This window comes from Rhodopseudomonas palustris, from assembly GCF_013415845.1.
Classification (GTDB): domain Bacteria; phylum Pseudomonadota; class Alphaproteobacteria; order Rhizobiales; family Xanthobacteraceae; genus Rhodopseudomonas; species Rhodopseudomonas palustris_F.
Genome location: NZ_CP058907.1, coordinates 3,984,631 through 4,007,113, shown reverse-complemented (window position 1 = coordinate 4,007,113; position 22,483 = coordinate 3,984,631). Strand labels below are relative to the sequence as shown.

General features: G+C 65.3%; 23 protein-coding genes. 12 read left to right on the top strand and 11 right to left on the bottom strand.

The features are described 5' to 3' along the window. Positions 1 to 93 precede the first annotated feature (93 nt). The 3 genes from HZF03_RS18360 to HZF03_RS18350 form a co-directional block, all read right to left on the bottom strand. Positions 94 to 2,946: a bifunctional transaldolase/phosoglucose isomerase gene (locus HZF03_RS18360; RefSeq protein WP_119017920.1), complete on the bottom strand. Its 2,853-nt coding sequence runs from the start codon at positions 2,944 to 2,946 to the stop codon at positions 94 to 96. A 215-nt stretch (positions 2,947 to 3,161) separates the two neighbouring features. Beyond that, the gene (locus tag HZF03_RS18355) at positions 3,162 to 3,836 is read right to left on the bottom strand and encodes a DUF4286 family protein (RefSeq protein ID WP_119017921.1); all 675 of its coding nucleotides are present in this window, start codon (positions 3,834 to 3,836) and stop codon (positions 3,162 to 3,164) included. Between the two features lie 19 nt (positions 3,837 to 3,855). Then, positions 3,856 to 4,338 (bottom strand): winged helix-turn-helix transcriptional regulator, encoded by a 483-nt coding sequence (locus tag HZF03_RS18350; RefSeq protein ID WP_119017922.1) that lies wholly within the window; start codon positions 4,336 to 4,338, stop codon positions 3,856 to 3,858. 98 nt (positions 4,339 to 4,436) lie between these two features. On the opposite strand from HZF03_RS18350, the gene HZF03_RS18345 reads away from it, so the two are divergent. Then, complete coding sequence (locus tag HZF03_RS18345) at positions 4,437 to 5,210, top strand: SDR family NAD(P)-dependent oxidoreductase (RefSeq protein ID WP_012497051.1); 774 nt, start codon at positions 4,437 to 4,439, stop codon at positions 5,208 to 5,210. Positions 5,211 to 5,219: 9 nt separating this feature from the next. Here HZF03_RS18345 and pip read toward each other — a convergent pair whose 3' ends face one another. After that, positions 5,220 to 6,209 carry a prolyl aminopeptidase gene (pip, locus tag HZF03_RS18340; RefSeq protein ID WP_119017923.1) on the bottom strand — a complete coding sequence of 330 codons (990 nt, stop codon included), beginning with the start codon at positions 6,207 to 6,209 and terminating at the stop codon, positions 5,220 to 5,222. A gap of 136 nt (positions 6,210 to 6,345) precedes the next feature. Here pip and HZF03_RS18335 point away from each other — a divergent pair, with 136 nt between their 5' ends. The 4 genes from HZF03_RS18335 (at position 6,346) to HZF03_RS18320 (ending at position 8,818) form a co-directional block, all read left to right on the top strand. Beyond that, positions 6,346 to 6,603 (top strand): DUF6894 family protein, encoded by a 258-nt coding sequence (locus tag HZF03_RS18335; protein ID WP_011159168.1) that lies wholly within the window; start codon positions 6,346 to 6,348, stop codon positions 6,601 to 6,603. Between the two features lie 71 nt (positions 6,604 to 6,674). Further along, positions 6,675 to 8,072 (top strand): amidase family protein, encoded by a 1,398-nt coding sequence (locus tag HZF03_RS18330; protein ID WP_119017954.1) that lies wholly within the window; start codon positions 6,675 to 6,677, stop codon positions 8,070 to 8,072. An 18-nt stretch (positions 8,073 to 8,090) separates the two neighbouring features. Next, on the top strand, positions 8,091 to 8,567 hold the full coding sequence (locus HZF03_RS18325; RefSeq protein ID WP_119017924.1) for a glutathione peroxidase: 477 nt from the start codon (positions 8,091 to 8,093) through the stop codon (positions 8,565 to 8,567). After that, entirely contained in the window at positions 8,564 to 8,818 is a 255-nt protein-coding gene (locus HZF03_RS18320; RefSeq protein WP_012497047.1) for a DUF3297 family protein, read from the top strand. The genes HZF03_RS18325 and HZF03_RS18320 overlap by 4 nt, the downstream gene beginning before the upstream one ends. A gap of 838 nt (positions 8,819 to 9,656) precedes the next feature. Here the strand turns inward: HZF03_RS18320 and HZF03_RS18315 are convergent. Next, a complete protein-coding gene (locus HZF03_RS18315) occupies positions 9,657 to 9,998 on the bottom strand; it encodes a GIY-YIG nuclease family protein (RefSeq protein WP_119017925.1) in 342 nt (113 codons plus the stop codon). A gap of 115 nt (positions 9,999 to 10,113) precedes the next feature. Between HZF03_RS18315 and HZF03_RS18310 the strand changes: the two genes are divergently transcribed. The 4 genes from HZF03_RS18310 to HZF03_RS18295 all read left to right on the top strand — a co-directional run bounded on the left by HZF03_RS18310 (position 10,114) and on the right by HZF03_RS18295 (position 12,744). Next, the gene (locus HZF03_RS18310; protein WP_119017955.1) at positions 10,114 to 10,494 is read left to right on the top strand and encodes a hypothetical protein; all 381 of its coding nucleotides are present in this window, start codon (positions 10,114 to 10,116) and stop codon (positions 10,492 to 10,494) included. Positions 10,495 to 10,645: 151 nt separating this feature from the next. Continuing rightward, a complete protein-coding gene (locus HZF03_RS18305; RefSeq protein ID WP_119017926.1) occupies positions 10,646 to 11,575 on the top strand; it encodes an SMP-30/gluconolactonase/LRE family protein in 930 nt (309 codons plus the stop codon). Between the two features lie 148 nt (positions 11,576 to 11,723). Further along, a complete protein-coding gene (locus HZF03_RS18300; RefSeq protein WP_119017927.1) occupies positions 11,724 to 12,320 on the top strand; it encodes a GNAT family N-acetyltransferase in 597 nt (198 codons plus the stop codon). A gap of 139 nt (positions 12,321 to 12,459) precedes the next feature. Next, positions 12,460 to 12,744: a hypothetical protein gene (locus HZF03_RS18295; RefSeq protein WP_011159161.1), complete on the top strand. Its 285-nt coding sequence runs from the start codon at positions 12,460 to 12,462 to the stop codon at positions 12,742 to 12,744. 101 nt (positions 12,745 to 12,845) lie between these two features. Here the strand turns inward: HZF03_RS18295 and HZF03_RS18290 are convergent, their stop codons facing one another. The 6 genes from HZF03_RS18290 to HZF03_RS18265 all read right to left on the bottom strand — a co-directional run bounded on the left by HZF03_RS18290 (position 12,846) and on the right by HZF03_RS18265 (position 19,548). Beyond that, positions 12,846 to 13,838 carry a PDR/VanB family oxidoreductase gene (locus tag HZF03_RS18290; RefSeq protein WP_119017928.1) on the bottom strand — a complete coding sequence of 331 codons (993 nt, stop codon included), beginning with the start codon at positions 13,836 to 13,838 and terminating at the stop codon, positions 12,846 to 12,848. Positions 13,839 to 13,868: 30 nt separating this feature from the next. Then, positions 13,869 to 14,624, bottom strand: a complete 756-nt coding sequence (locus HZF03_RS18285) for a GntR family transcriptional regulator (RefSeq protein ID WP_119017929.1) — start codon at positions 14,622 to 14,624, stop codon at positions 13,869 to 13,871. Positions 14,625 to 14,627: 3 nt separating this feature from the next. Further along, positions 14,628 to 15,671 carry an aromatic ring-hydroxylating dioxygenase subunit alpha gene (locus HZF03_RS18280; protein WP_119017930.1) on the bottom strand — a complete coding sequence of 348 codons (1,044 nt, stop codon included), beginning with the start codon at positions 15,669 to 15,671 and terminating at the stop codon, positions 14,628 to 14,630. Positions 15,672 to 16,274: 603 nt separating this feature from the next. Further along, positions 16,275 to 17,117, bottom strand: coding sequence for an AAA family ATPase (locus HZF03_RS18275; RefSeq protein ID WP_011159157.1), 843 nt, complete (start codon positions 17,115 to 17,117; stop codon positions 16,275 to 16,277). A gap of 114 nt (positions 17,118 to 17,231) precedes the next feature. Then, positions 17,232 to 17,486 carry a GlsB/YeaQ/YmgE family stress response membrane protein gene (locus tag HZF03_RS18270; protein WP_011159156.1) on the bottom strand — a complete coding sequence of 85 codons (255 nt, stop codon included), beginning with the start codon at positions 17,484 to 17,486 and terminating at the stop codon, positions 17,232 to 17,234. 169 nt (positions 17,487 to 17,655) lie between these two features. Continuing rightward, the gene (locus tag HZF03_RS18265; RefSeq protein ID WP_234832197.1) at positions 17,656 to 19,548 is read right to left on the bottom strand and encodes a diguanylate cyclase; all 1,893 of its coding nucleotides are present in this window, start codon (positions 19,546 to 19,548) and stop codon (positions 17,656 to 17,658) included. Positions 19,549 to 19,756: 208 nt separating this feature from the next. Between HZF03_RS18265 and HZF03_RS18260 the strand changes: the two genes are divergently transcribed. The 3 genes from HZF03_RS18260 (at position 19,757) to sseA (ending at position 22,473) form a co-directional block, all read left to right on the top strand. Next, the gene (locus HZF03_RS18260) at positions 19,757 to 20,932 is read left to right on the top strand and encodes a vWA domain-containing protein (RefSeq protein ID WP_011159154.1); all 1,176 of its coding nucleotides are present in this window, start codon (positions 19,757 to 19,759) and stop codon (positions 20,930 to 20,932) included. A gap of 146 nt (positions 20,933 to 21,078) precedes the next feature. Beyond that, positions 21,079 to 21,495, top strand: coding sequence for a rhodanese-like domain-containing protein (locus tag HZF03_RS18255; RefSeq protein WP_119017932.1), 417 nt, complete (start codon positions 21,079 to 21,081; stop codon positions 21,493 to 21,495). Positions 21,496 to 21,612: 117 nt separating this feature from the next. Continuing rightward, positions 21,613 to 22,473 (top strand): 3-mercaptopyruvate sulfurtransferase, encoded by an 861-nt coding sequence (sseA, locus tag HZF03_RS18250; protein WP_119017933.1) that lies wholly within the window; start codon positions 21,613 to 21,615, stop codon positions 22,471 to 22,473. The last annotated feature ends 10 nt before the right edge of the window (positions 22,474 to 22,483 follow it).

Sequence of the window (22,483 nt, the reverse complement as noted above, 5' to 3'; positions counted from 1 at the left end):
CTCAGTCAACAGACTCTGGATTGCTTCGTTGCTTCGTTGCTTCGCTCTTCGCAATGACGATCCTGTTCGGCCGAAAGGAATTCCCCGCGGCTGCTACTCCAGCGCTTGCTTGATCGCGGTGCCGAGCGACTTCAGCCCGGCGCCGAGATCGCCCTTGAGGTGAACCCGCAGGGCGCGGCGGCCGCGTTCGGTGAGGACGTCGAAATCGCCACGCGCCTGCGCCGCCTTGATCACGCCGAAGCTGGCGCTCTGGCCGGGCACCGGCAGGTCGGCCGCATCGTCGGCGGTGATCTGCAGGAAGACGCCGCTGTCCGGTCCGCCCTTGTAGGCCTGCCCGGTCGAGTGCAGGAAGCGCGGGCCGAATTCGGCGCAGGTCGCGACCTTGCGATGGTCGCGAACCTTCAGCCGAATATCCTGCAGCGCCTCGATATGCGCCGCGTTGCGCTCGATGTAAGCGAGCAGGGCGACGTAATCGCCGGCGCTGACGCGCGACAGATGCGCCTTCAGCCACGAGGCCACCGTGCCGTCGGCACCGGCCTTGCGCAGCGCGGCGGCGTTTCCGGCGTCGGTGTAGAGATCGGCCTCGGCGGTCGACAGCGCAGGCGTCTCCGCCGGCAGTGCGCCGGATTTTTCGAACGCCGCGGTGAGTTCGCGGGTCTTGATCTTGGCGCTCTCGACGTCGGGTTGGTCGAACGGGTTGATGCCGAGCACCGCGCCTGCGACGGCGGTCGCAAGTTCAAAGCGGAAGAACTCCTGACCGATCGCCTCGGTGGATTTCAGCACGATCCGCACCACCGGGTGCCCGGCCGCTTCCAACGCCGCGAGCTTCGCCTCGTGGGCCGCATCGGTTTCGGCTTCGGTGCGCAGGTCGACGAACAGCCGGTCGTTGCCGTAGGCCGACGGGTCAGCCAACGGCTCGCCGTCGATCGGGATCAGACCCTTGCCTTCCTTGCCGGTCGATTCCGCGATCAGCTGCTCGGCCCAAGCGCCGAAATCGGCAATCGCCTTCGACGAGGTGATCGTCACCTTGTCGCGGCCTTCGAGACCGGCGCAGCCCATCACCAGACCAAGCTGCACCGCGGGATTCTGCTGCGGCGGCACGTCGGTGCCGCAGGAGCGGACCATTGCCAGCGCCGAGTCCAGCAGCTTGGCGAGATCGATCCCGGCCGCGGCCGCCGGCACCAGGCCGAACGGCGACAGCACCGAATAACGCCCGCCGATGGTCGGATCGCCGTGGAAGATCTTGGCGAACTTCTGCTCGGTCGCGACCTTCTCCATCGACGAGCCGGGGTCGGTGACCGCAACGAAGTGACGGCCGGCCTGGTCGGCGCCGATTGCTTCGGTGACGCGCGCGAAGAAGTAGGCCTTCATCACGTTCGGCTCGGTGGTGCCGCCGGACTTCGACGAGACGATGAACAGCGTCGAGGCAAGCTTGATGCTGGCTTCGAGCGCGCGCACCTGGGCCGGATCGGTCGAGTCGAGCACGTGCAGCTTGGGGAAGCCGTCCTGCTGCGGGAAGGTCTCGGCGATCACTTCGGGCCCGAGGCTGGAGCCGCCCATGCCGAGCACCACCGCATCGGTGAAGCCCTGGCTCTTCACCCATTTGGCGAAATCCTGATACTCGGTGAGCTTGGTCTTGGCGACCGACGGCGCGTGCAGCCAGCCGAGCCATTTGCCTTCGTCGTGATCGGTCCAGACCGACTCGTCGCGCGACCAGATCTTGCGGATCTTGCCGGCGCTGCGCCACGCCTCGGTGTGCTGCTTCACGCTGTTGGCGAGTTCGCCCGGAAGCGATAGCGTCTGCTTTCCAACCCGGCCGGCCAGCACGGTTTCGCGCTTGAACGCCACCGCGCCGAGCAGCTTGTCGAAGGCGTCGGCGAACAGCTGGACGCCTTCGGTGACCAGCTTGTCGGTGATGGCATCAAGGGAGACGCCGGTGCTGGCAAGGCCCTTGATCACCGCGCGCGCCTCGTCGAGGTCCTTCTCCAGGCTGTTACGCGGCTCGCCGTGATCGCGGAAGGCATCGAGTGTCGCCGGCGGCACCGTGTTGACGGTGTTCTGACCGATCAGCTCCTCGATATACATCACGTCGCTATAGGCTTTGTTCTTGGTGCCGGTGGAGGCCCACAACAGCCGCTGGGGCTTGGCCCCGCAGGCTTCCAGCTTGGCCCAACGGTCGCCGCTGAACAGCCGCTTGTAGTCCTGATACGCCAGCTTCGCGTTGGCGATCGCGACCTTGCCCTTCAGCTCTTCCAGCCGCTCTTTTTCGGACGGATCGTTGGCCTTGGCGATCTTGTCGTCGAGCGCGGCATCCACCGCGCTGTCGATCCGGCTGATGAAGAAGCTGGCGACGCTGGCGACATGTGCCGGATCGCCGCCAGAGGCGATTAGCGCTTCCAGACCGGCGATGTAGGCCTCGGCGACCTGGACATAGACCTTCTGCGAGAACAGCAGCGTGACGTTGACGCTGATACCCTTGGAGACCAGCTGTTTGATCGCCGGCAGGCCCTCGCGGGTCGCCGGTACCTTGATCATCAGGTTTTCGCGATTCACCGCGCGCCACAGCCGCTCAGCTTCCGCCAGCGTGCCTTTGGTGTCGAGCGCCAGATACGGCGAGACTTCGAGGCTGACGAAGCCGTCGCGATGCTCGAGCTTGTCGTAAACCGGACGCAGCACATCGGCGGCGTTCTGAATGTCTTCGACTGCGAGCGTCTCGTAGAGATCGCCGACCGAGCGGTCGCCCTTCTTCAGCGCCTCGCCGATCGCGCCGTCGTATTCGTCGCTGGCGCCGATCGCCTTTTCGAAGATCGAGGGATTGGACGTCACCCCCTTCACCCCGTCGGTCTCGATCAGTTTCTTCAGGTCGCCCTTGGCGATAAAGCCGCGGGCCAGGAAATCCAGCCAGATCGCCTGGCCGTGTTTTTCGAGCGCTTTGACGGGATTCATGGTGCCTTGTCTGCTGGTTCGATGCGATGACGGCCTCGCTCGCATTTCCGTCCGGGGATCGAGGCTTGTCAACACATCCTGACCGGCGCCTTGCACGCCGGCAGATTACCGCTCAATGCGAAGATGACGCTTGAACCGGCAAACGGTTCCCTGCCGCCATCCTATCGCACGCATGTGATGCCGCGATTACAGTAAAATTCAGGCGAAATGTGTCGTCAGCGGTCGAGATCGGCCTTCGCCAAATCCCACAGCAGCGCATAGGTCCCGGCCGCAATCAGCTCCGCGCCGGCGGCCGCGATTGCGCTTTCGAACCGTCCGGCCATCGCCGTCTGGACCGCCGCAGCGCTGGTGCCGTCGATCAGCACGAACCAGTCCGATGCGCCGGGGCTGGTAACGCCGGGCCGGTCGGTCAGCGGCTTCGACAGTGCGGGATCGTTTTCGAGCAGGTGCATCGAAATGATGCCGTCGAGCGGCAGGGGATCGAGCTTCGCCGACAGCCCGGTACGCAAGGCGTCCTCATTGCCCGCGGCGGGACGGATGCGGACCAGGCCAAGCACGGCGCCGCGGCCTTGGCCACGGCTCAGCGTGATCCGCGCGACCCCACGGATCATGTTCTTGAATTTGGCGATATTGCGTTTCGACCATTCGGTCTGATTGGCGAGCGCCGTTCGATAGGCGTCGCTGCTCAGCACCTCGAAGCGTTCGGTCGAATACAGCCCGAGATATTTTGGCGCTGCGCCCAGCGCGACGTAGCGGCGCGCCTCGACGAAGCCTTCGATCGCCACGCGCTCGGCGATGTGCTCGCGGTCGTACCAGCGATTGAAGTCGGCTTCGTGCTCCGGTGCGATGTCCATCGAGGTCAGCAGCATTCCTTGTCCAGCGATAGGCATCGCAAAGTCCCTTGAGTTGCTATTGGGCGAGCTTGCGCCGCTTGCCCGGTTTGACGGCGTCGCGCGGCTTCAACGTGGTCTGGTGGGGCGCGAGCAGACGGCCGTCCTCGGCGTGAAGCTCGAGCTTCTTCACCGGTCGGCCGTGCTCGACGTCGACGAGGACGGTGGCGATTTCGTCGGGATGGGCGTCGAATTCTTCGCTCCATTGCCGTAGCGCGACCAGCACCGGAAACACGCCGCGGCCTTTCGGGGTGAGCACATATTCGTGATACGCGCTGCCGTCCGATGCCGGCGCCAGCTCCAGGATGCCGTGCTCGACCAGCGCGCGCAGCCGCACCGACAGGATGTTCTTGGCGAGGCCGAGTTGCGCCTGGAATTCGTTGAATCGCCGCACGCCGAACAGTGCCTCGCGAATGATCAGCAGCGACCACCAGTCGCCGATCGCGTCCAGCGCGCGCGCCACTGGGCAGGCGTCGTTCTCGAAGCTGGTTCGCTTCACCATGATGAGGCCGTCCCGATCACGCTGTTGTGTGGTTGCATTATAAAACTAATTGGGATTACGTGCCAATCAGTTTAAAAATGCAACCAGATGAGGCGGGCATGAGACTGAGCGGCAAGACGGCATTGATCACCGGCGGCAACAGCGGCATCGGTCTTGCGACCGCCAAGCTGTTCGTGACCGAAGGCGCACGCGTGACGATCACCGGCCGTGATCGGGCGAGACTGGATGCGGCCGCGCGCGAGCTCGGCGCGCAGGCGCTCGCGGTCGAGGCCGATGTCACCGACATCGCCGCGATCGAGAACGCGGTCGCCCGTGCGGCGGAGCGGTTCGGCAAGCTCGACATCGTGTTCGCGAATGCGGGCATCCCCGGCGCGACGCCGCTCGGCGGCACTTCGCTGGCGGCGTTCGAGCAGGTGATTCGCACCAATCTGACGGCGGTGTTCTTCACCGTGCAGGCTGCGCTACCGTATCTGAACGACGGCGCCTCGATTATTCTCAACGGTTCGGTGATCTCGGTGCTCGGCAATCCGGGCTTTGCGGCCTACGCGGCGAGCAAGGCCGGGCTGCGCGGAATGGCGCGGGTGATGGCTTCCGAACTGTCGCCGCGCAACATCCGCGTCAACGTGGTGGCGCCGGGCGGGGCGCGGACACCGATCTGGAAGGACACCGCGCCGACCGATCAGGCGATGGCGGTGCTTGAAAAGCGGATCGCGGCGGCAACGCCGCTCGGCCGGATTGCCGAGCCGGAGCACATCGCCAAGACCGTGCTGTTTCTCGCCTCCGACGATGCCGCCCACATCCAGAGCGCCGAAATTTTCGTCGATGGCGGCGCCACCGGATCGCCCGCGGGTGTGCCGGCGTTTCGCAGCTGACGCGCGGCCTCAGCCGGCAATCTTCGCAGCGACGTCGGTGATTCCGGCGATCACCGCGTCGCGGATTCCAGGGTCGTAGAGCAGGTGGCCGGCGGCATCGATGGTGCGCAGCTCGGCCTCCGGCCATCGCGCCGCGAGGCGCTGCGCGGTGGACGGTGGGCACAATAGATCGTAGCGGCCCTGCACGATCACACCCGGAATGCCGGCGAGCTTCGGTGCATCGCGCAGCAACTGGTCCGGCTGCAGGAAGCAGTCGTGGGCGAAGTAGTGCGCCTCCATGAATGGCGTGGACGGCAGCGGACCGGTGCCGGATAGCGCGGCGCGATCGAGCCGCGTCCGCCGCGGCGCGACGGTCGAGAGAGTGCCCTCGGTCTCCCCCCAGGCGCGGGCGGCCGGAGCGTGCACGGTGGGATCGGGATCGAGGATGCGGCGCCAATAGGCGTCGAGCGGATTGGCGCGCTCGGCTTCGGGAAGCACGCTCATGAAGTCGTCGTACAGCGCCGGATAGAACCGCGGCAACGTTGACAAGAACGCGGTTTCGAGCTCAGAGCGGGTGCCCAGAAACGTCGCGCGCAGCACCAGGCCGGTGACGCGCTCTGGATGCGTCTCGGCATAGGCCAGCGCCAGCGTCGCACCCCATGAACCGCCGACCACCAGCCAGCGTTCGAAGCCGTAGTGACGGCGGATCGCCTCCAGGTCGGCGATCAGATGCGGCAGCGTGTTGGCCTCGCGCCCACCCTTCGGGCGGCTGCGTCCGGCGCCGCGCTGGTCGAACAGCACGGCGTGAAATCGGTGCGGATCGAACAGCCGGCGATGATCGACCTGAGAGCCGCTGCCCGGGCCGCCGTGCAGATACACTGCGGGGATGCCGTCGGCGCGGCCGTTGCTTTCGACATAGAGTTCGTGGCCGTCACCAACTGCGAGCATCTGCGAGGACAGCGGTGCGTCAGCGCCCGGGCGCTGGCTGGACGGAGCTTCGGCTTCCGGATCGAGCGGCATCCAAACCTGTTAGCGCGAAACCGCGCGGTTTGCGAGCACCGCACGGCGCTGCGCGCGAAGGGCAGGGCTGCGCCACGAGGGTTGCGGATCAGCGCCGTGATGGCCACCTGTCAGAGGTGTTCAATCAGGAGCCGGAATGCCGCGATATTTCTTCAACACCCGGATCGGCGAGGAACTGATTCCGGATCCGAAGGGCGAGGAGCTGCGCGACGCCGACCACGCCTGGGAAGTGGCGCGCGCCACCATCCGCGAAATCGTCAAGACCGAGAGTGCGCAGCTCGACCTGATCCGCGCCAGCCTCGAAGTGACCGACGAGGAGGGGGATGTGCTGCTCGAATTTCCTTTCAGCGAGGCGATGCTCGATCTGCCGGAGTCGCCGCGGAACAGGCATTGAGCGGCTGCTGAATTGGCGGTGGCGCGCCTGATCCTGCCACGCTATCACATCTGTCTCGCAACGGAGTGATCATGCAGGACATCTGGCGCCTTCCCGCGACTGAACTGGCCGATCTCGTCCGCAGCCGCCGCGTCTCGGCGCGCGAAGTGGCCGAGGCTGCGCTGCACCGGCTCGATGCCGTCAATCCTGCGATCAATGCGGTGGTCGATCACAAGGCCGACGACGCGCTGGCCCAGGCTGATGCGGTCGACGCCGCGCTCGCCAAAGGCGAGATGCCCGGTGTGCTCGCCGGCGTGCCGGTGACCGTCAAGGTCAATGTCGATCAGCAGGGTTTTGCCACCACCAACGGTGTGACGCTGCAGCGCGACTGGATCGCCAAGACCAACAATCCGGTGGTCGACAATCTCCGCAAAGCAGGCGCGGTGATCATCGGTCGCACCAACACGCCAGCCTTCTCCTATCGCTGGTTCACCTCGAACAAACTGCACGGCGAAACGCTGAACCCGCGCGATCCCTCGATCACGCCGGGCGGCTCGTCCGGCGGCGCCGCTGCCGCTGTCGCAGCCGGGATCGGCGCGATTGCGCACGGCACCGACATCGCCGGCTCGGTGCGCTACCCCGCTTATGCCTGCGGCGTGCACGGGCTGCGGCCGACCATCGGCCGCGTCGCCGCCTACAACGCCTCGTCACCGGAGCGGCCGATCTGCCCGCAGATCAGCGCTGTGTCGGGGCCGCTGGCGCGGACCATCGCCGACGTGCGGCTCGGGCTGCAGGCGCTGGCGCAACCGGACGCACGCGATCCGTGGTGGGTGCCGGCGCCGCTCGACTGCCCGCCGCGCGACAAGCGCGCCGCGCTGTGCATCGCGCCGGACGATCTTGCGGTGGTGCCGGAGGTTCGCGATGCGCTGAAGGACGCCGCACGGCGTCTCGAAGCCGCCGGCTGGGTCGTCGAGGAGATCGCCAGCACGCCGCCGCTGCGCGAGGCCGCCGAGCTGCAGGCGCAGTTCTGGCTCGGCGACGGTTATCAGGCGATGCTGGACGCGGCCGAGCGCGAGGGCGACGAAGGCGCGCTGGCGTGCCTGCACGGCAATCGCGACAAGGCGATCGGCGATCTCGCCAGCTACTCGAAGCTGCTCACCCGCCGCGCCACGCTGACGCGCGACTGGCAGACCTTCTTCGACACCTATGCGGTGCTGCTGATGCCGGTGTGCGGCGAACTGCCGTTCCCGCAGCGGCTCGATTTGAAGGACGACGAGTCGTTCAAACGGGTGTGGGCGGCGCAGATGCCGCAGGTCGGCCTGCCGTTCATGGGCCTGCCCGCGCTGACGGTGTCGACCGGGATGGTCGGCCGTGTGCCCGTCGGTGTGCAGGTGGTGTCGGGGCGCTATCGCGAGGATCTGTGCCTGCTCGCGGGCGAAGCGATCGAGGCCGGCGGCGTGCCGCCGTCACCGATCGATCCGGTGGCTTGAGACGGAGGCGAGGGGACGATGGCGTCGATCTATGATTTCACCGCCAAATCGCTGGCGGGCAAAGATGTCGCGCTGAAAGAGTTCGAAGGAAAGGTGCTGCTGATCGTCAACACCGCGAGCGCCTGCGGCTTCACCCCGCAATACAAGGGCCTCGAAGCGCTGCAGGAGAAATATGGCCCGCGCGGCTTTTCGGTGCTCGGCTTTCCGTGCAACCAGTTCGGTGCGCAGGAGCCCGGCGACGAAGCGCAGATCGCGCAGTTCTGTTCGACCAATTACGGCGTGACCTTCCCGATGTTCGCCAAGATCGACGTCAATGGCGCCGGCGCGCATCCGCTGTACAAGTTTCTGAAGGACGAAAAGGGCGGCTTGCTCGGCTCGGCGATCAAATGGAATTTCACCAAGTTCCTGGTCGATCGGTCCGGGCGCGTGGTATCGCGGCATGCGCCGACCACCACGCCGGAGGCGCTTTCGAAAGAGATCGAGACCTTGCTATGACCGACACTCAGAACATTGAACTGCCCGATCGTCTGTCGATCGAGCCCTCCAGCCCTTACTACAACGCCGACTTGCTCGAGCTCGACGTCGGCGTCCGCTTCAAGGGGCAGGACAAGACCAACGTGATCGAATACTGCGTCAGCGAGGGCTGGATCCGCGTCGCGGCCGGCACCGCGAAGGATCGGTTCGGCAATCAGCTCGCGATCAAGGTTCACGGCCCGGTGGAGCCGTATATCCGCCCGCGCAGCTGAGCTTCGCGTCCCCGGCTGGTGCTCCGCGCCCGGCCGGGACTTTTCTCATCATCCCGCAGCAATGCCGTTGTTGGTGCGCTCGTGCGCACCGGCGCGCATTCGCGCGGCCGGTTGGCCGGCGCACGTTAACGATGAGCACGCCCTGTTCGGCATCCGCGTGAACAGCGGCGCGCAGATGTTGCGCTGTCAACTGGCACTGGTCGCGAGATCTAGCGCCGGCTCAGCACCAACACCCGATTCGCTCTGATTCGTCGGTGCTTTGTTCCACCCGCGTTCCAAACCTTAAGACGGCGCACGGCGAGTGTCGCATCCGGGGACAGCGCGCAAAGCGATGCCGGCTGTCACTTCCATCCGCTTCGACAGTTGGCAGCGTCGTCGCTCCTGACCATCGCTCGCCGCGACCGTTAACGATTTTCCTGATGAGCTGCGCGTTCGAGCGAACGCTCGCGCGCAGGTGTTGTGCCGAGCATGCGTGAGGCCGGCGAGATCTAGCGACCCGTCGCGCGCGCAAGGTGATTCGCAGTGATTCGGGCCCGCTTCGTTCCATCCGCGTTCCAAAGGTTAAGATCGTGCAGGTTCGCTGTCGCGTTCGGGGACAGCGCAGCCAGGGTGAGGGCTCGTGCGTGGTCGCGGCAGATAGGCGGCCGCGCGTCACGCTGATCGCGACGTCGGCGCGCGTGTCAACGCATTCAGCCGCACTTGCGGCCGAACGTCTCCAGCAACGGGGCAGGTGTTGTGCCGACGATGCGGTGCCGCGCGCGAGATCTGGTGCGAAGCTGATGGCGAGAACTGATTCGCTCTGATTCGGGCCCGCTTCGTTCCGGCCGCGTTCCAAAGATTAAGATCGGCACCGCGCGGTGTTACGCGCTGGGACAGTTTTGGCGGTCTTCTTCGGCACAGCGTCGCGGGCCTGCGCTTCGGCGGCGAGGCGGCGGCGGAAGGCGCGGTCGCGCTTGAGATGCCACTCCCGGCTCATCGCGTCGCGGCGGCAGGTGAAGCGCTCCGAATGGATCAGCACCCAGGCACGGCCACGGGTCGAGCGCGCGCCGGTCCCGGTGTTGTGCTGGGTGAGGCGGCGATCGAGATCGAGCGTCCAGCCGACATAGGTGAGGTAGCGGCCCGCGCTGGCACAGCCGAGCACGTAAACGAAGCACTCTTCTTCGGCAGGAGCCTCTTGCATGGTGGCGAACCTCGCACGGCTTCGCTGAGTCCGGCAATCGGCCGCGGGGCACAGCTGTTGACGGCCGGCGCGCCAGCGGCTTCGCTGATGCCCGATGCAACCGAAGGAGACGACGATGGCCGGCAAACCGATGATCGCGCTGGCGCTGCTGGCGCCGCTGCTGTGGAGCCCGGCCGCGACGGCGCAGGACGTGCCCGGCATCGAGATCTGCACCGTGGAAAAGACCATGGAGCGGCGCACCAGCTGCCTGCAGAGCAATGTCGACTTCCTGCACAAGAGCCTCGACAAGGCGCGGCTGGATCAGCAGCAGAAGCTCGACGCCGCCCGCGCGCAGATCGCCGCGCTGAGCGCGGCCGTGGTGGCGCTGCAGAAGCAACTCGCCGAACTGCAGGCCGTGCAGAAGCCGGCCAAGGCCGAGCCTGCGAAGGATGCTGCGCAGCCCAAGGATGCAGCGCCGTCCAAGGATGCGTCGCCGCCGAAGACCGACGCGAAGTAGTTCCGCGTCGTCGTCTCCTTGATCATCTGCCGCTCGATGGAATTATCGCGCTTGCTTGGCAAGCCGCGATCAGATGACTTACAACTCGTTCCCGAGACAATAAGCGCCGGGCCTCGTCGCCCGCGCACAACAAACATCTCGGGAGAAAACCATGTCCAACGTCCGCGTTCTCGCCACCGATCTGGCGTTTCCCGAAGGCCCGGTGGTGATGCCGGACGGATCGGTGGTGCTGGTCGAAATCCGCGCGCAGCAACTGACGCGGGTGTGGCCGGACGGGCGCAAGGAAGTCGTCGCCAAGGTGCCGGGCGGCCCCAACGGCGCGGCGCTCGGCCCCGACGGCAAGATGTACATCTGCAACAACGGCGGCTTCGGCTGGTTTCCGTCGCGCGGCACGATGATGCCCGGCGCACCCGCACCGCACGAGTATATCGGCGGCTCGATTCAGCGGGTCGATCTGCAGAGCGGTGAGGTCGAGACGCTGTTCGACAAATGCGGCGAGCACCCGCTGAAGGGGCCGAACGATCTGGTGTTCGATAAGCACGGCGGGCTGTGGTTCACCGATCTCGGCAAGCGCCGCGCCCGCGACATGGACGTCGGCGCCGCCTACTACATCAAGCCCGGCATGACCGAGATCACCGAGCAGGTGTTCGGCACGCTGCCGCTCAACGGCATCGGCCTGTCGCCGGACGAGGCGACGATGTATGCGGCCGAAACTCCGACCGGCCGGTTGTGGGCGTTCGATCTGTCGGGGCCCGGCGAGGTGAAGCCGCGCGACGTGATCTATCGCGGCGAGAAGGGTAAGCCGATCTGCGGGCTGGGCGGCTATCAGATGTTCGATTCGCTCGCGGTTGAGGCGAACGGCAACGTCTGCGTCGCCACGCTGGTGTCCGGCTGCATCTCGGTGATCGCGCCGGACGGCACGCTGGTCGAGCAGGTGCCGACCGGCGACCGCGTCACCACCAACATCGCGTTCGGCGGCCCCGATCTGAAGACCGCCTACGTCACGTTGTCCGGCAAGGGCGAGCTGATCGCGATGGATTGGGCGCGGCCGGGCCTGCCGCTGAATTTTCTGAACAAGTAGCGGCGACCGGATTCTTCAACTCTCTGACGTCCTGCCCGGCATTCGTGTCCTTCAGCCGGTGCATATGCGCATGCTTGGAGATGGCCGGGACAAGCCCGGCCACGACGTATTATGGTTCCAGCCCCTGACACATGAGGAAGCAGCGCCGATGTCCTGGCTTGAACCCGTCACCCTGAACGGCCCGCATGCGACGTTGGTGCCGCTGGAGCCATCGCATCGCGACGGGTTGGTCGAGGCGGTGCAAGACGGCGAGCTGTGGAAGCTGTGGTACACGTTCGTGCCTGCTCCAGAGAAGATGGAAGCCGAGATCGCGCGGCGGCTGGCGCTGCAGGCGCAGGGTGCGATGCTGCCATGGACGGTCAAGGATGCGGCCGGCAAGATCGCCGGGATGACCACGTACATGAACGTGGATGCCGGCAATCGCCGCGTCGAGATCGGTTCCACCTGGTACGCGTCCCGCGTGCAGCGAACCGGACTCAACACGCAATGCAAGCTGCTTCTGCTGCAGCACGCCTTCGAGAAATTGGACTGTATTGCGGTCGAGTTCCGCACACACTTCTTCAACCATCAGTCCCGGCGCGGCATCGAGCGGCTCGGCGCCAAGCAGGACGGCATCTTGCGCAATCACCAGATCGCGCCGAATGGCACGCTACGTGATACCGTCGTGTACTCGATCATTGCCGCGGAATGGCCGACCGTGAAGGCGCATCTGAACTACCAACTGTTCGAGAAGCCTGGCCGCTGATCCGCCGGGCGCAGGTTCCCTTGATTTTTATCAAGATTTTGCTTGCTAATCGGCTGATGATCAAAAGAATGGCGCTCCCAATGGGCTCCCTTTGATCTGCGTCATTTTGCGGAGCCACCGTCGACGCCATTCTAACGCTATGCCGTTCTATCGATTTCATGTCCGCGATCCGATCAACCGCGTCGATGGCCCGGGCCACGACGGCGCGGCGCTCGCTGACGATATCGATGCGACGCTGTTTGCCGCCGGGGTGATCCAGCGGCTGGTTCAGGTGCATCCGGAGGTGCCGCGGACCTGGTCGATCGAAATCATGCAGGACCAGCGCCGCGTCGGTCTGCTGCCGTTCGACAAGGGCTGTCAGGTGATGCTGCGGCCGGAATGGGTGTGCGATCAGCCGATCGACGTGCACGAAGGCTGGCGCTGAGCGTCCCGTTCAATCGAAGCGCTTCCTAACCTCGCCCCGCGCGCGGGGAGAAGGAGCAGGCCAGCCTGGGGCGAGTTACTTCGTTCCAGCACATCGGCGGCTTAGGCGACCACCCCTGGCAACTGATCCGGCCGGTACAAGGTGTCGATCGTCACCGTGCCGCGGGCACGGGAGACGCAGGCGCACATCTTGCCGCTGTCGTGCTTCTGATGCTCGCTGAAGAACACGTCGCGGTGGTCGATCCCGCCCTCGATGGCGGTGACATCGACGGCGCAAACGCCGCATTCGCCACGTTCGCAATCGGAGATGACCTCGAAGCCGGCGGCGTTCAACGCGTCCAGCATCGAGCGGTCGCGCGGCACCACGATCTCGCTGCCGGTGGCGGCGATGCGGACTCGGAATTCGCTGGTCGGCAGCCGGCCGCTGGAGCCGAAGGTCTCAAAGCACAGATCGCTCGCTGGGCGGCCGGCCTGATGCCAGGCGTGACGCGCCGCCTCCAGCATTCGCAGCGGGCCGCACAGCACTGCCACGGCGCCCTCGGGAAGCGCGCGGAACGTGGCATCGAGATCGAGCCGCGCGCCTTCGTCGCCGGCATGGAGCCGCAGCCGGTCGCCAAGCAGGCTGCTCAGTTCATCGTGGAGGGCGGCGTCGCTGCGCGATTTCACCGCGTAGTGCATCGTCAGCTCAGTGCCACGGCGGGCGAGCGCGGTGGCGATCCCGAGCATCGGCGTGACACCGATGCCGCCGGCGATCAGCGCATAGTGCTTGCGGCTCCAGTCGAACTCGAAAAGCGAGGTCGGATGGGTGATGTCGATCCGCTGCCCCGGTTTGAGCGCCCACATCGTTTGCGATCCGCCGCGACTGTCAGCGGCGAGCCGCACCGCAATCCGTAGGCGCCCTTGCTCCGGCGGGCCGACCAGCGAGTAGCTGCGCTTGTCGGGCTGACCGTCGATCAACACCGCAACGTTGATATGGCTCCCGGGCGCGCAGGTGGTGACCGCGACGTCGGGTTCGAGCACGATCTCACGGATCGACGGCGTCAGGTCGCGGGTCGAAACGACGGTGCTGCTGGTCCACTGTTCGGCGAAGCGCATCACGGGCTCCTGGCGATGAGGGTGAGCTGATTATTTGTCTGCGGCTTGAGTCACCAGCGTCAGCGCGGGCAGCAGATCGAGATGGGTGCGGTTGCGCAGCGCCAGCCGCAAATTGCGCACCGCGAGCCGGGCGTGTTCGCGCATCACCGCTTCGGCGCGCGCGCCTTCGCGGTTCTCGATCGCGTCGATCACGGCGCGGTGGTGATCCTGGGCGATCAGCAGGATCTGGTGCGCTTCCGGCAGTCCTGATTGCGCCATCACGAAGGCGCTCGGCGAGGCGAAGGGCAGGGCGGCGACGCGATCGATCTGCCGCATCACTGGCGCCGAGCCGCACAGTTCGTTGAGCAGCGCGTGAAACCGCGCATTCAGCGCCACATAGGCCGAGAAGGCGTCGACCGAAATCGGATCCTGCCGCACCAGTTCGTCGATGTCGGACAGGCATTGCTTCAGCGGCTCGAGTTGCCGGACGCTGGCGCCGCGCTCGGCGGCGAGACGCGCGGCGAGGCCTTCCATGGTGCCGCGTAGCTCGATCGAGTCGAGGATGTCGCGCTCGGAGAACGCTTTCACCATGAAGCCGCCGGACGGGATCGCCTGCAGCAGGCCCTCGTCCTCCAGCCGCACCAGCGCCATCCGCACCGGGGTGCGCGACACCCCAGTGATCTCGACCGCCTGCAGTTCGGAGATCCGTTCGCCGGCACGGAGCTGGCCGGACAGCACCATGTCGCGCAGAGCGAGCTGCGCGCGAACGGTCTGCGACATCGAGCGCTCGGCGGCCTTGTCGTTCATCGCTTACTCCGCCGCCTGCAGCTTCGGCGCGTTTTCCTGCGCGACCATGCGGTCGATCAGCTTGCGCGACCACATCGCGCCGGCGTCGATGTTGAGATTGTAGAACACCCGGTCCGGGTTCTCGAGCATCGCGCGCTGCTGCGCTTCGAGGATGATCTCGTCCTCGCGAAAGATGCCAGAGACGCCTTCGCGGATCTCGGTGGTGAGGCGCTGGTCGCTGAGCCGATAGTTGCGCACGAAAGCCCAGAAGTAGTGACAGGTGGTATCGGTTTCCGGCGTCATGGTGTTGAGCACGAAGCCGTTGACGCCCTGCGAGCGGTCGCCTTCCGGCGCGCCGGTGCTGGCCGGCGCCACGCCGACATCGATCGTCACGGTGCCGGGCGCCTCGAAGCGGATGATCTGCCAGCGATCGACCAGGCCGGGCTTGCCGAGTTGCGCGGCCCAGAACGGCGGCGGTTCGATGCCCTTCATCCAGCGTGTCACCGTGACGGTGCGGTCGCCATGGGTGACGTCGAACGGCGCTTCGGCCACCGCCTCGTTGCCGATCGACGAGCCGTGCACGTAGGTCTCGTGGGTGAGGTCCATCAGATTGTCGACGACCAGGCGCCAGTCGCATTTGGCGTAGATCGTCTTGCCGTCGCCGGCCCAGGCCGGATCGTTATTCCAGTGCATGTCGGGGACCAGTGCCGGATCGGCCAGCACCGGATCGCCCATCCACAGCCAGACGAAGCGATGCCGCTCGACCACCGGATACGAGCGCACGCAGGCCGACGGATTGATCGTATCCTGCGACGGCATGTAGGTGCAGCGGCCCTGCGGATTGAACTTCAGCCCGTGATAACCGCAGACGACGGTGTCGCCTTCGATCCGGCCTTTCGACAGAGGCACCAGGCGATGCCAGCAGGCGTCCTCAAGAGCAGCGACGTTCCCGTCTGCCTTTCGATACATCACGACATGCTTGCCGCAGATCGTGCGCGGAAACAGCGCGTGCTTGATGTCGGCGTCCCAGGCCGCCGCATACCAGGCGTTGAGCGGAAAGGCGGGCATCGTGGCCTCCCTGTGCATTATTGATTGGGTTTAGATTGTATACAGGAGTGGTTGAATGACAAGGCTGATCGCCGAAATCAGGCTGAAATATCGCCGACAATGTATACATCGAGCTGAGTATCGGCCGCCGAGGCACCCCATGCCCCCAAGGTGGTCGCCGCGGTAAACGACTGAGCCCAAAACGAAAATGGCCGGGACAAGCCGGCCATGACGCAAATTCTGATGGATTGATCTTGAGCCTGTCGCGTCAGCCCTCGCGGCGGTGCAACGCTTCGTAGCCTGCGTGAGCGGAGCGGTACGCGGGGCCGCACGAGACCCGCATGTCGCTACGCTCATGCGGACTACCTGCTGGGATGAACGCAGCGCGCAGAACATCTCGGGATTTCGGGTTCGCGCGACGCGCGCCTCGGAATGACGGAACGAGCAACAAGCTAACTTTTGTCATTCCGGGATGCGCCGCGTAGCGGCGCAGACCCGGAATCCATACTCTCCGAACTCTCGATAGGTGGAGGCGTCGCGACCCCGTGCCCAACAACGGGGCGCAGGGGTTATGGATTCCGGGCTCGCGCTACGCGCGCCCCGGAATGACGATGGGAGAGGTTGCTACACTTCCCGCCGGCTCAAAAACGCCAGCCGTTCGAACAGGTGGACGTCCTGCTCGTTCTTGAGCAGCGCACCGTGTAGCGGTGGTATCAGCTTGCGCGGGTCGCGCTCGCGGAGCTGTTCCGGGCTCATTTCTTCGTTCAGCAGCAGCTTCAGCCAGTCGAGCAGTTCGGAGGTCGACGGCTTCTTCTTCAGGCCGGGCACGTCGCGGACTTCGAAGAAGATCTTGAGCGCTTCTTCGACCAGCCGCTGCTTGATGCCGGGGAAGTGGACGTCGACGATCGCCTGCATGGTGTCGGCGTCGGGGAACTTGATGTAGTGGAAGAAGCAGCGGCGCAGGAAGGCGTCGGGCAGTTCCTTCTCGTTGTTCGAGGTGATCACCACGATCGGCCGCTTGTCGGCGCGAATCGTCTCGCCGGTCTCGTAGACGTGGAATTCCATGCGGTCGAGTTCGAGCAACAGGTCGTTCGGAAATTCGATATCGGCCTTGTCGATTTCGTCGATCAACAGCACCGGGCGCCCCTCGTGGGTGAACGCCTCCCACAGCTTGCCGCGCTTGATGTAGTTCTTGATGTCGGAGACGCGCGGATCGCCGAGCTGGCTGTCGCGCAGGCGGCTGACGGCGTCGTATTCGTACAGACCCTGCTGCGCCTTGGTGGTCGACTTGATGTGCCAGGTCAGCAGCGGCGCATTCAGCGCCTTGGCCACTTCCTCCGCCAGCACCGTTTTGCCGGTGCCAGGCTCGCCCTTCACCAGGAGCGGCCGTTCGAGCACGATCGCCGCATTGACGGCGACCTTGAGGTCGTCGGTCGCCACATAATCCTTGGTGCCGGTGAACTTCATGCGTTTCAGCCTCGTCTGATCCGGCGCGCGCGCCGTTGTTGTTGTTTGTTGATTGGTGGTGGTTGGAGGGGGCGCGGCCGCAGGCGGCGACCGCGAGATTGAACAGCGTCGGTATCAGGCTCTGCGGATCATCGCCAGCAGCACCAGCACGATCACGGCGCCAATCGCGGAATTGATGATCGCGCGGAAAATTCCAACGCCGAGGTTGACGCCGAGGAACGGCAGCAGCCAGCCAGCGACAACGGCGCCGACAATGCCGATCACGACGTTGCCGACCAATCCGAAACCGCCGCCGCGAACGATCAGCCCGGCAAGCCAGCCGGCGATTGCGCCGACCAGAAGCCAGACCAGAATGGAATCGATCCCCATTGCGCTCCTCGTCCTTGTTCGTCTCGCCGCCGGGGCTAGGCCCCGGCAACAGGCGCGACTTTAGCGCGCATCCCGCGGGACAGGCTACCGATTTTGCAGACTGCGGCAAGCCGCAGGCTACACGTGCGGATTGTAGTGAAGCGCTTCGACGCGAGGGGCGGCCGTGCGGCTACGAGGTGGTGTCGGCTGAGGCCGAAGGCTGCTCCGGTTGCAACGGCGCGGCGTCATCGACAAACGCGGTGGCCGCGGTGACGCAGCAGTCGCGGCCGCGCCGCTTGGCTTCATACAGCGCGATGTCGGCGTCTCGCAGCAGCACAGTGGAATCGCACGGTGCGGTGCCGCAGGCGATGCCGATACTGACGGTCAGGTAGCCGCGAGCCGACGCCGGGTTGCGGATCGCGAGCCTGCGCACCGCAGCCTGCAGGCTTTCGGCGAAATCCACTGCCGCTACCGCATCCGCACCCGGTAGCACGATCGTGAATTCCTCGCCGCCGTAGCGCGCCGCGAAGCCATGAACGCTGGCGACCAACCCGCCGAACAGATGACCGAGCTGCCGCAGCGCGTCGTCGCCGCCTTGATGGCCGAAATGGTCGTTGAAGCCTTTGAAATCATCGACGTCGATCATCAGCACCGAGAGCGTCGGGGACGAAGTGATCACGCGGGCGACGAAGCCGTCGAGCGATCGGCGGTTGGGCAGGCCGGTGAGGCCGTCGGTCCGCGCCAATTCCGCCAGGCGGGCATTGAGGGCTTCGACCTCTTTCTCCATCGCCTTGCGCCGCGTGATGTCACGCAAGGTACTGACGACGCAATCGGTGGGGCCGTCCTCATTCCGTGTGTAGGCGAAATTGGCTTCGAGCCAGACCAGCCTGCCCTCGGGACAGCGCATCCGGAACTCAACGCACAATCCAGCCGGCGAATCCGGCAGCCCCGCGCCGACCGCCTCGACGAACGGCACGTCATCAGGGTGCACCAACACGGTCCACAACCGACCGACCAGTCGATCGGCCTTCAGGCCGAGTACGGTCTCGACCGACATCGAGACGAACCGCAGGATGCCGACCTCGTCGGTGAGCACGATCACGTCGCCCATGTTGGTGTCGATCAGCCGATAGTGGGCGTCGCGCTCGCGCAGCAGGTTTTGCACTTCCTGGCGGGTGCGCAGTTGTGCTGCAAGGCCTGCGGCGAGCAGCACGACGCAGGCCAGCATCGCGGTCGCCACGACAGCGTCGGAACGCACCGCCTCGCGCCAGCCGGAGAGCACCGAATCCTCGGTCCGCGCCACCGTCACCACCAGCGGATAGCGGCTGACGCGCCGGTACGCCAAATACTTGGTCAGGCCGTCGAACGGCGACACCGTCAGGTAGTAACCGTCCGGGCTCCTGGGCAGCGCCTTCTGGAACAGCGCCATATTTGCCAAGTCGCGCCCGGTTTGCAGCGACGGCCATTGAATCAGCAGGCGGCCATCGCTGTGCAACAGGCTGATGCTGCCGCCGGGGCCGAGATCGAACGTCTTGTAGAATGTACTGAAGTATTCACTCTCGATGGTCGCGACGACGACGCCGAAGAACTTCCCGTCGGCGGTTTCGAGGCGGCGGCTGACGACGAACACCCACACGCCGGAGGTTCGCGACTGGATCGGCCCGGTGATCAGTAATGTGTGGTCGTCATTGGCTCGGTGATAGCGGAAGTAGCTCCGGTCGGAGTTGTCGAGGACCGGCACCGGCTTCACCGAAGCGTAGGTCAGCTGACCGTCGGCGTCCAGGATCGCGACGTCGGACAGCTGCGGCAGGTTGTCGGCGAGCGCGCGCAGCCGCTCATTGAAGACCGGGCTCGGATGTGGGCGCCACTTCATGAACGACACGATGTCATCGAGCACCACGTCGGCGCCCTGGAATGTGTGCGTCGCGTGCTCGGCGAGCGAGTGCGATAAATTCCGCATCTCGGTTTCACTCTGCGCCAGCGCGATCTTGTGCGAGTCGTAGCCCTTCCACACCACCAGCCCGAGCACGCACGCGCCGAGCGCCACCACGAACATGGCGACGACCAGGGTCGCGGTGGACACGCGGCCGATCCAACGTCGGAGCAGGAGAGGGCGAGGGGGCATCACAGGGCCATTCTTGAGGCGCCTGTGCTTGCACCCCGGATGCTTTACTGAGTCATAATTCCATTGCTCGGATTTGTGCCTATCGGCATTTCAGGCCCGAGTTTTCAACAGTCGCAACGGAGGTATTCGGTCTTGACGGGGCTGCAGGGTCGGGCAATCTGTCGTCATGTTCCTTCAATTCTTCACGTCGCTGCGCGACGCCCAGGTTCCGGTCACGCTTCGCGAATATCTGACGCTGATGGAGGCGCTCGACGCCGACCTCGCCGATCAGAGCGTGGAGAATTTTTACTACCTGTCGCGCGCCGCACTGGTGAAGGACGAGCGCAATCTCGACAAATTTGATCGGGTGTTCGGGGCCACCTTCAAGGGCCTGGAAAACCTGCTCGACGCGATGGACAAGGCGGAGATCCCAGCCGAATGGCTGAAGAAGCTCGCCGAGAAATATCTCAGCGAGGAAGAGAAGAAGCAGATCGAGGCGATGGGCTGGGACAAGCTCATGGAAACGCTGAAGAAGCGCCTCGAGGAGCAGAAGAAGCGCCACCAGGGCGGCAACAAGTGGATCGGCACCGCCGGCACTTCGCCGTTCGGCGCGGAGGGCTACAATCCGGAAGGCGTGCGGATCGGCCAGGAAAAGAGCCGGCACCAACGCGCCGTGAAGGTCTGGGACAAGCGCGAGTTCAAGGATCTCGACGGCAACGTCGAGCTCGGCATCCGCAACATCAAGGTGGCGCTGCGCCGCCTGCGCAAATTCGCCCGCACCGGGGCGCCGGACGAACTCGATCTCGACACCACGATCCGCGAGACCGCCAATCACGGCTATCTCGACGTGCATATGCGGCCCGAACGCCGCAATGCGGTGAAGGTGCTGGTATTCTTCGATATCGGTGGCTCGATGGACAGCCACGTCGCTCAAGTCGAAGAGTTGTTCTCCGCGGCGAAGAGTGAATTCAAGCACATGGAATATTTTTACTTCCACAACTGCCTGTACGAAGGCGTGTGGAAGCAGAACAAGCGCCGCTTCACCGACCGTACCCCGACCTGGGACGTGCTGCACAAATTCCCGCACGACTACAAAGTGGTGTTCGTCGGCGACGCGTCGATGTCGCCGTACGAGATCATGGTGCCGGGCGGCTCGGTCGAGCACGTCAACGAAGAAGCCGGCCACGTCTGGCTGGAGCGGGTACTGCGCACCTATCCGCACGCGGTGTGGCTGAATCCGGTGGCGCAGCGTCATTGGGACTACTCGGAATCCACCACCATCATCCGCCGGCTGTTCTCGGAGCGGATGTATCCGATCACGATCGAGGGCCTGGAAGGCGCGATGCGCGAGCTGGTGCGCTGAGGCCTTGAAGGCGTCATTCCGGGGCGCGAGCGATAGCTCGCGAACCCGGAATCCGATCGACCCACGCAAAGAGATTCCGGGTTCGTGCTTCGCGTGCCCCCGGACTGACCAACCAAACTGATAAGAAACGAAAACAAGGAACGACCATGCCTCAGACCATCACCCGCGGCATCAAGGCGATGCTCGACGAAGCCAATTCCTCGATCGAGACGCTGACGACCGCGGACGCGATCGCGTTGCACAAGTCCGGCGCCAGCGACGTGGTGATCGTCGACATCCGCGACCCGCGCGAGATCGAGCGCGACGGCAAGATCCCGGGCTCGTTCTCCTGCACCCGCGGTATGCTGGAATTCTGGATCGATCCGCAGAGCCCCTACGCCAAGCCGATCTTCCAGGAAGACAAGAAGTTCGTGTTCTATTGCGCCGGTGGTTTGCGTTCGGCGCTCGCCGCCAAGACCGCGCAGGACATGGGACTGAAGCCGGTCGCTCATATCGAGGGCGGTTTCGGCGCCTGGCGCGATGCCGGCGGCCCGATCGAAGCCTGGGTGCCGAAGAAGAAGTGAGCGCTTCGTTCTTGTCGTCGCACGCGGGCTTGACCCGCGTGTCCATCTGCTTCGTTAGATGATGGGTCACCGGGGCAAGCCCGGTGATGGCACTTAGACCAGAGGTATAGACATCCGATGACGGCTCACACCGATCCCCTGGTTTCCACCGACTGGCTTGCCGAGCGGCTCGGCGATCCCTCCGTCAAGATCATCGACGCCAGCTTCAAGATGCCCGGCGTGCTGCCATTGCCGGCGGACGACTATCTCGCCGCGCACATTCCGGGCGCGGTATTCTTCGACGTCGATGCGGTGTCGGATCACGCCAGTTCGCTGCCGCACATGTATCCAAGTGCCGATCAGTTCGCGCGCGACGTCGAGGCGCTCGGCATTTCCTCGGGCGACACTGTGGTTGCCTATGACGCTGGTGGTTGGGTCGCGGCACCGCGGGCGTGGTGGATGTTCCTGTCGTTCGGTCACGCCAACATCCGCATTCTCGACGGCGGCCTGAAGAAATGGGTGGCCGAGGGCCGGCCGACCGAGGCGGGCAAGCCGACGATCACGCCGGGCCGCTTCGGCGCCAAGCTCGATCCGTCGTTCATCCGCAGCCGCGATCAACTGGTCGCCAATCTCGATAGCGGGGCCGAGCAGGTGATCGACGCACGCGCCGCGCCGCGGTTCGAGGGCAGCGTCGCCGAGCCGCGTCCTGGCCTGCGGGCCGGTCACATCCAGGGCAGCCGCAATCTGCCCTACAACGAGCTGTTCGACGCTGCGACCGGCACCATGAAGCCGCTCGCTGAACTGCGGCAGGCGTTCGAGCGGGCAGGGCTCGATCTCGGCCGGCCGGTGGTCACGAGCTGCGGCTCCGGTGTGTCGGCGGCGGTGCTGACGCTGGCGCTGTATCGGCTCGGCGTGCGCGGCTCGGCGCTGTACGACGGCTCGTGGTCGGAATGGGGCCTTCAGGATGGCCCGCCGGTCGCGACCGGTCCGGCGGCGTAACGGCAGCTTC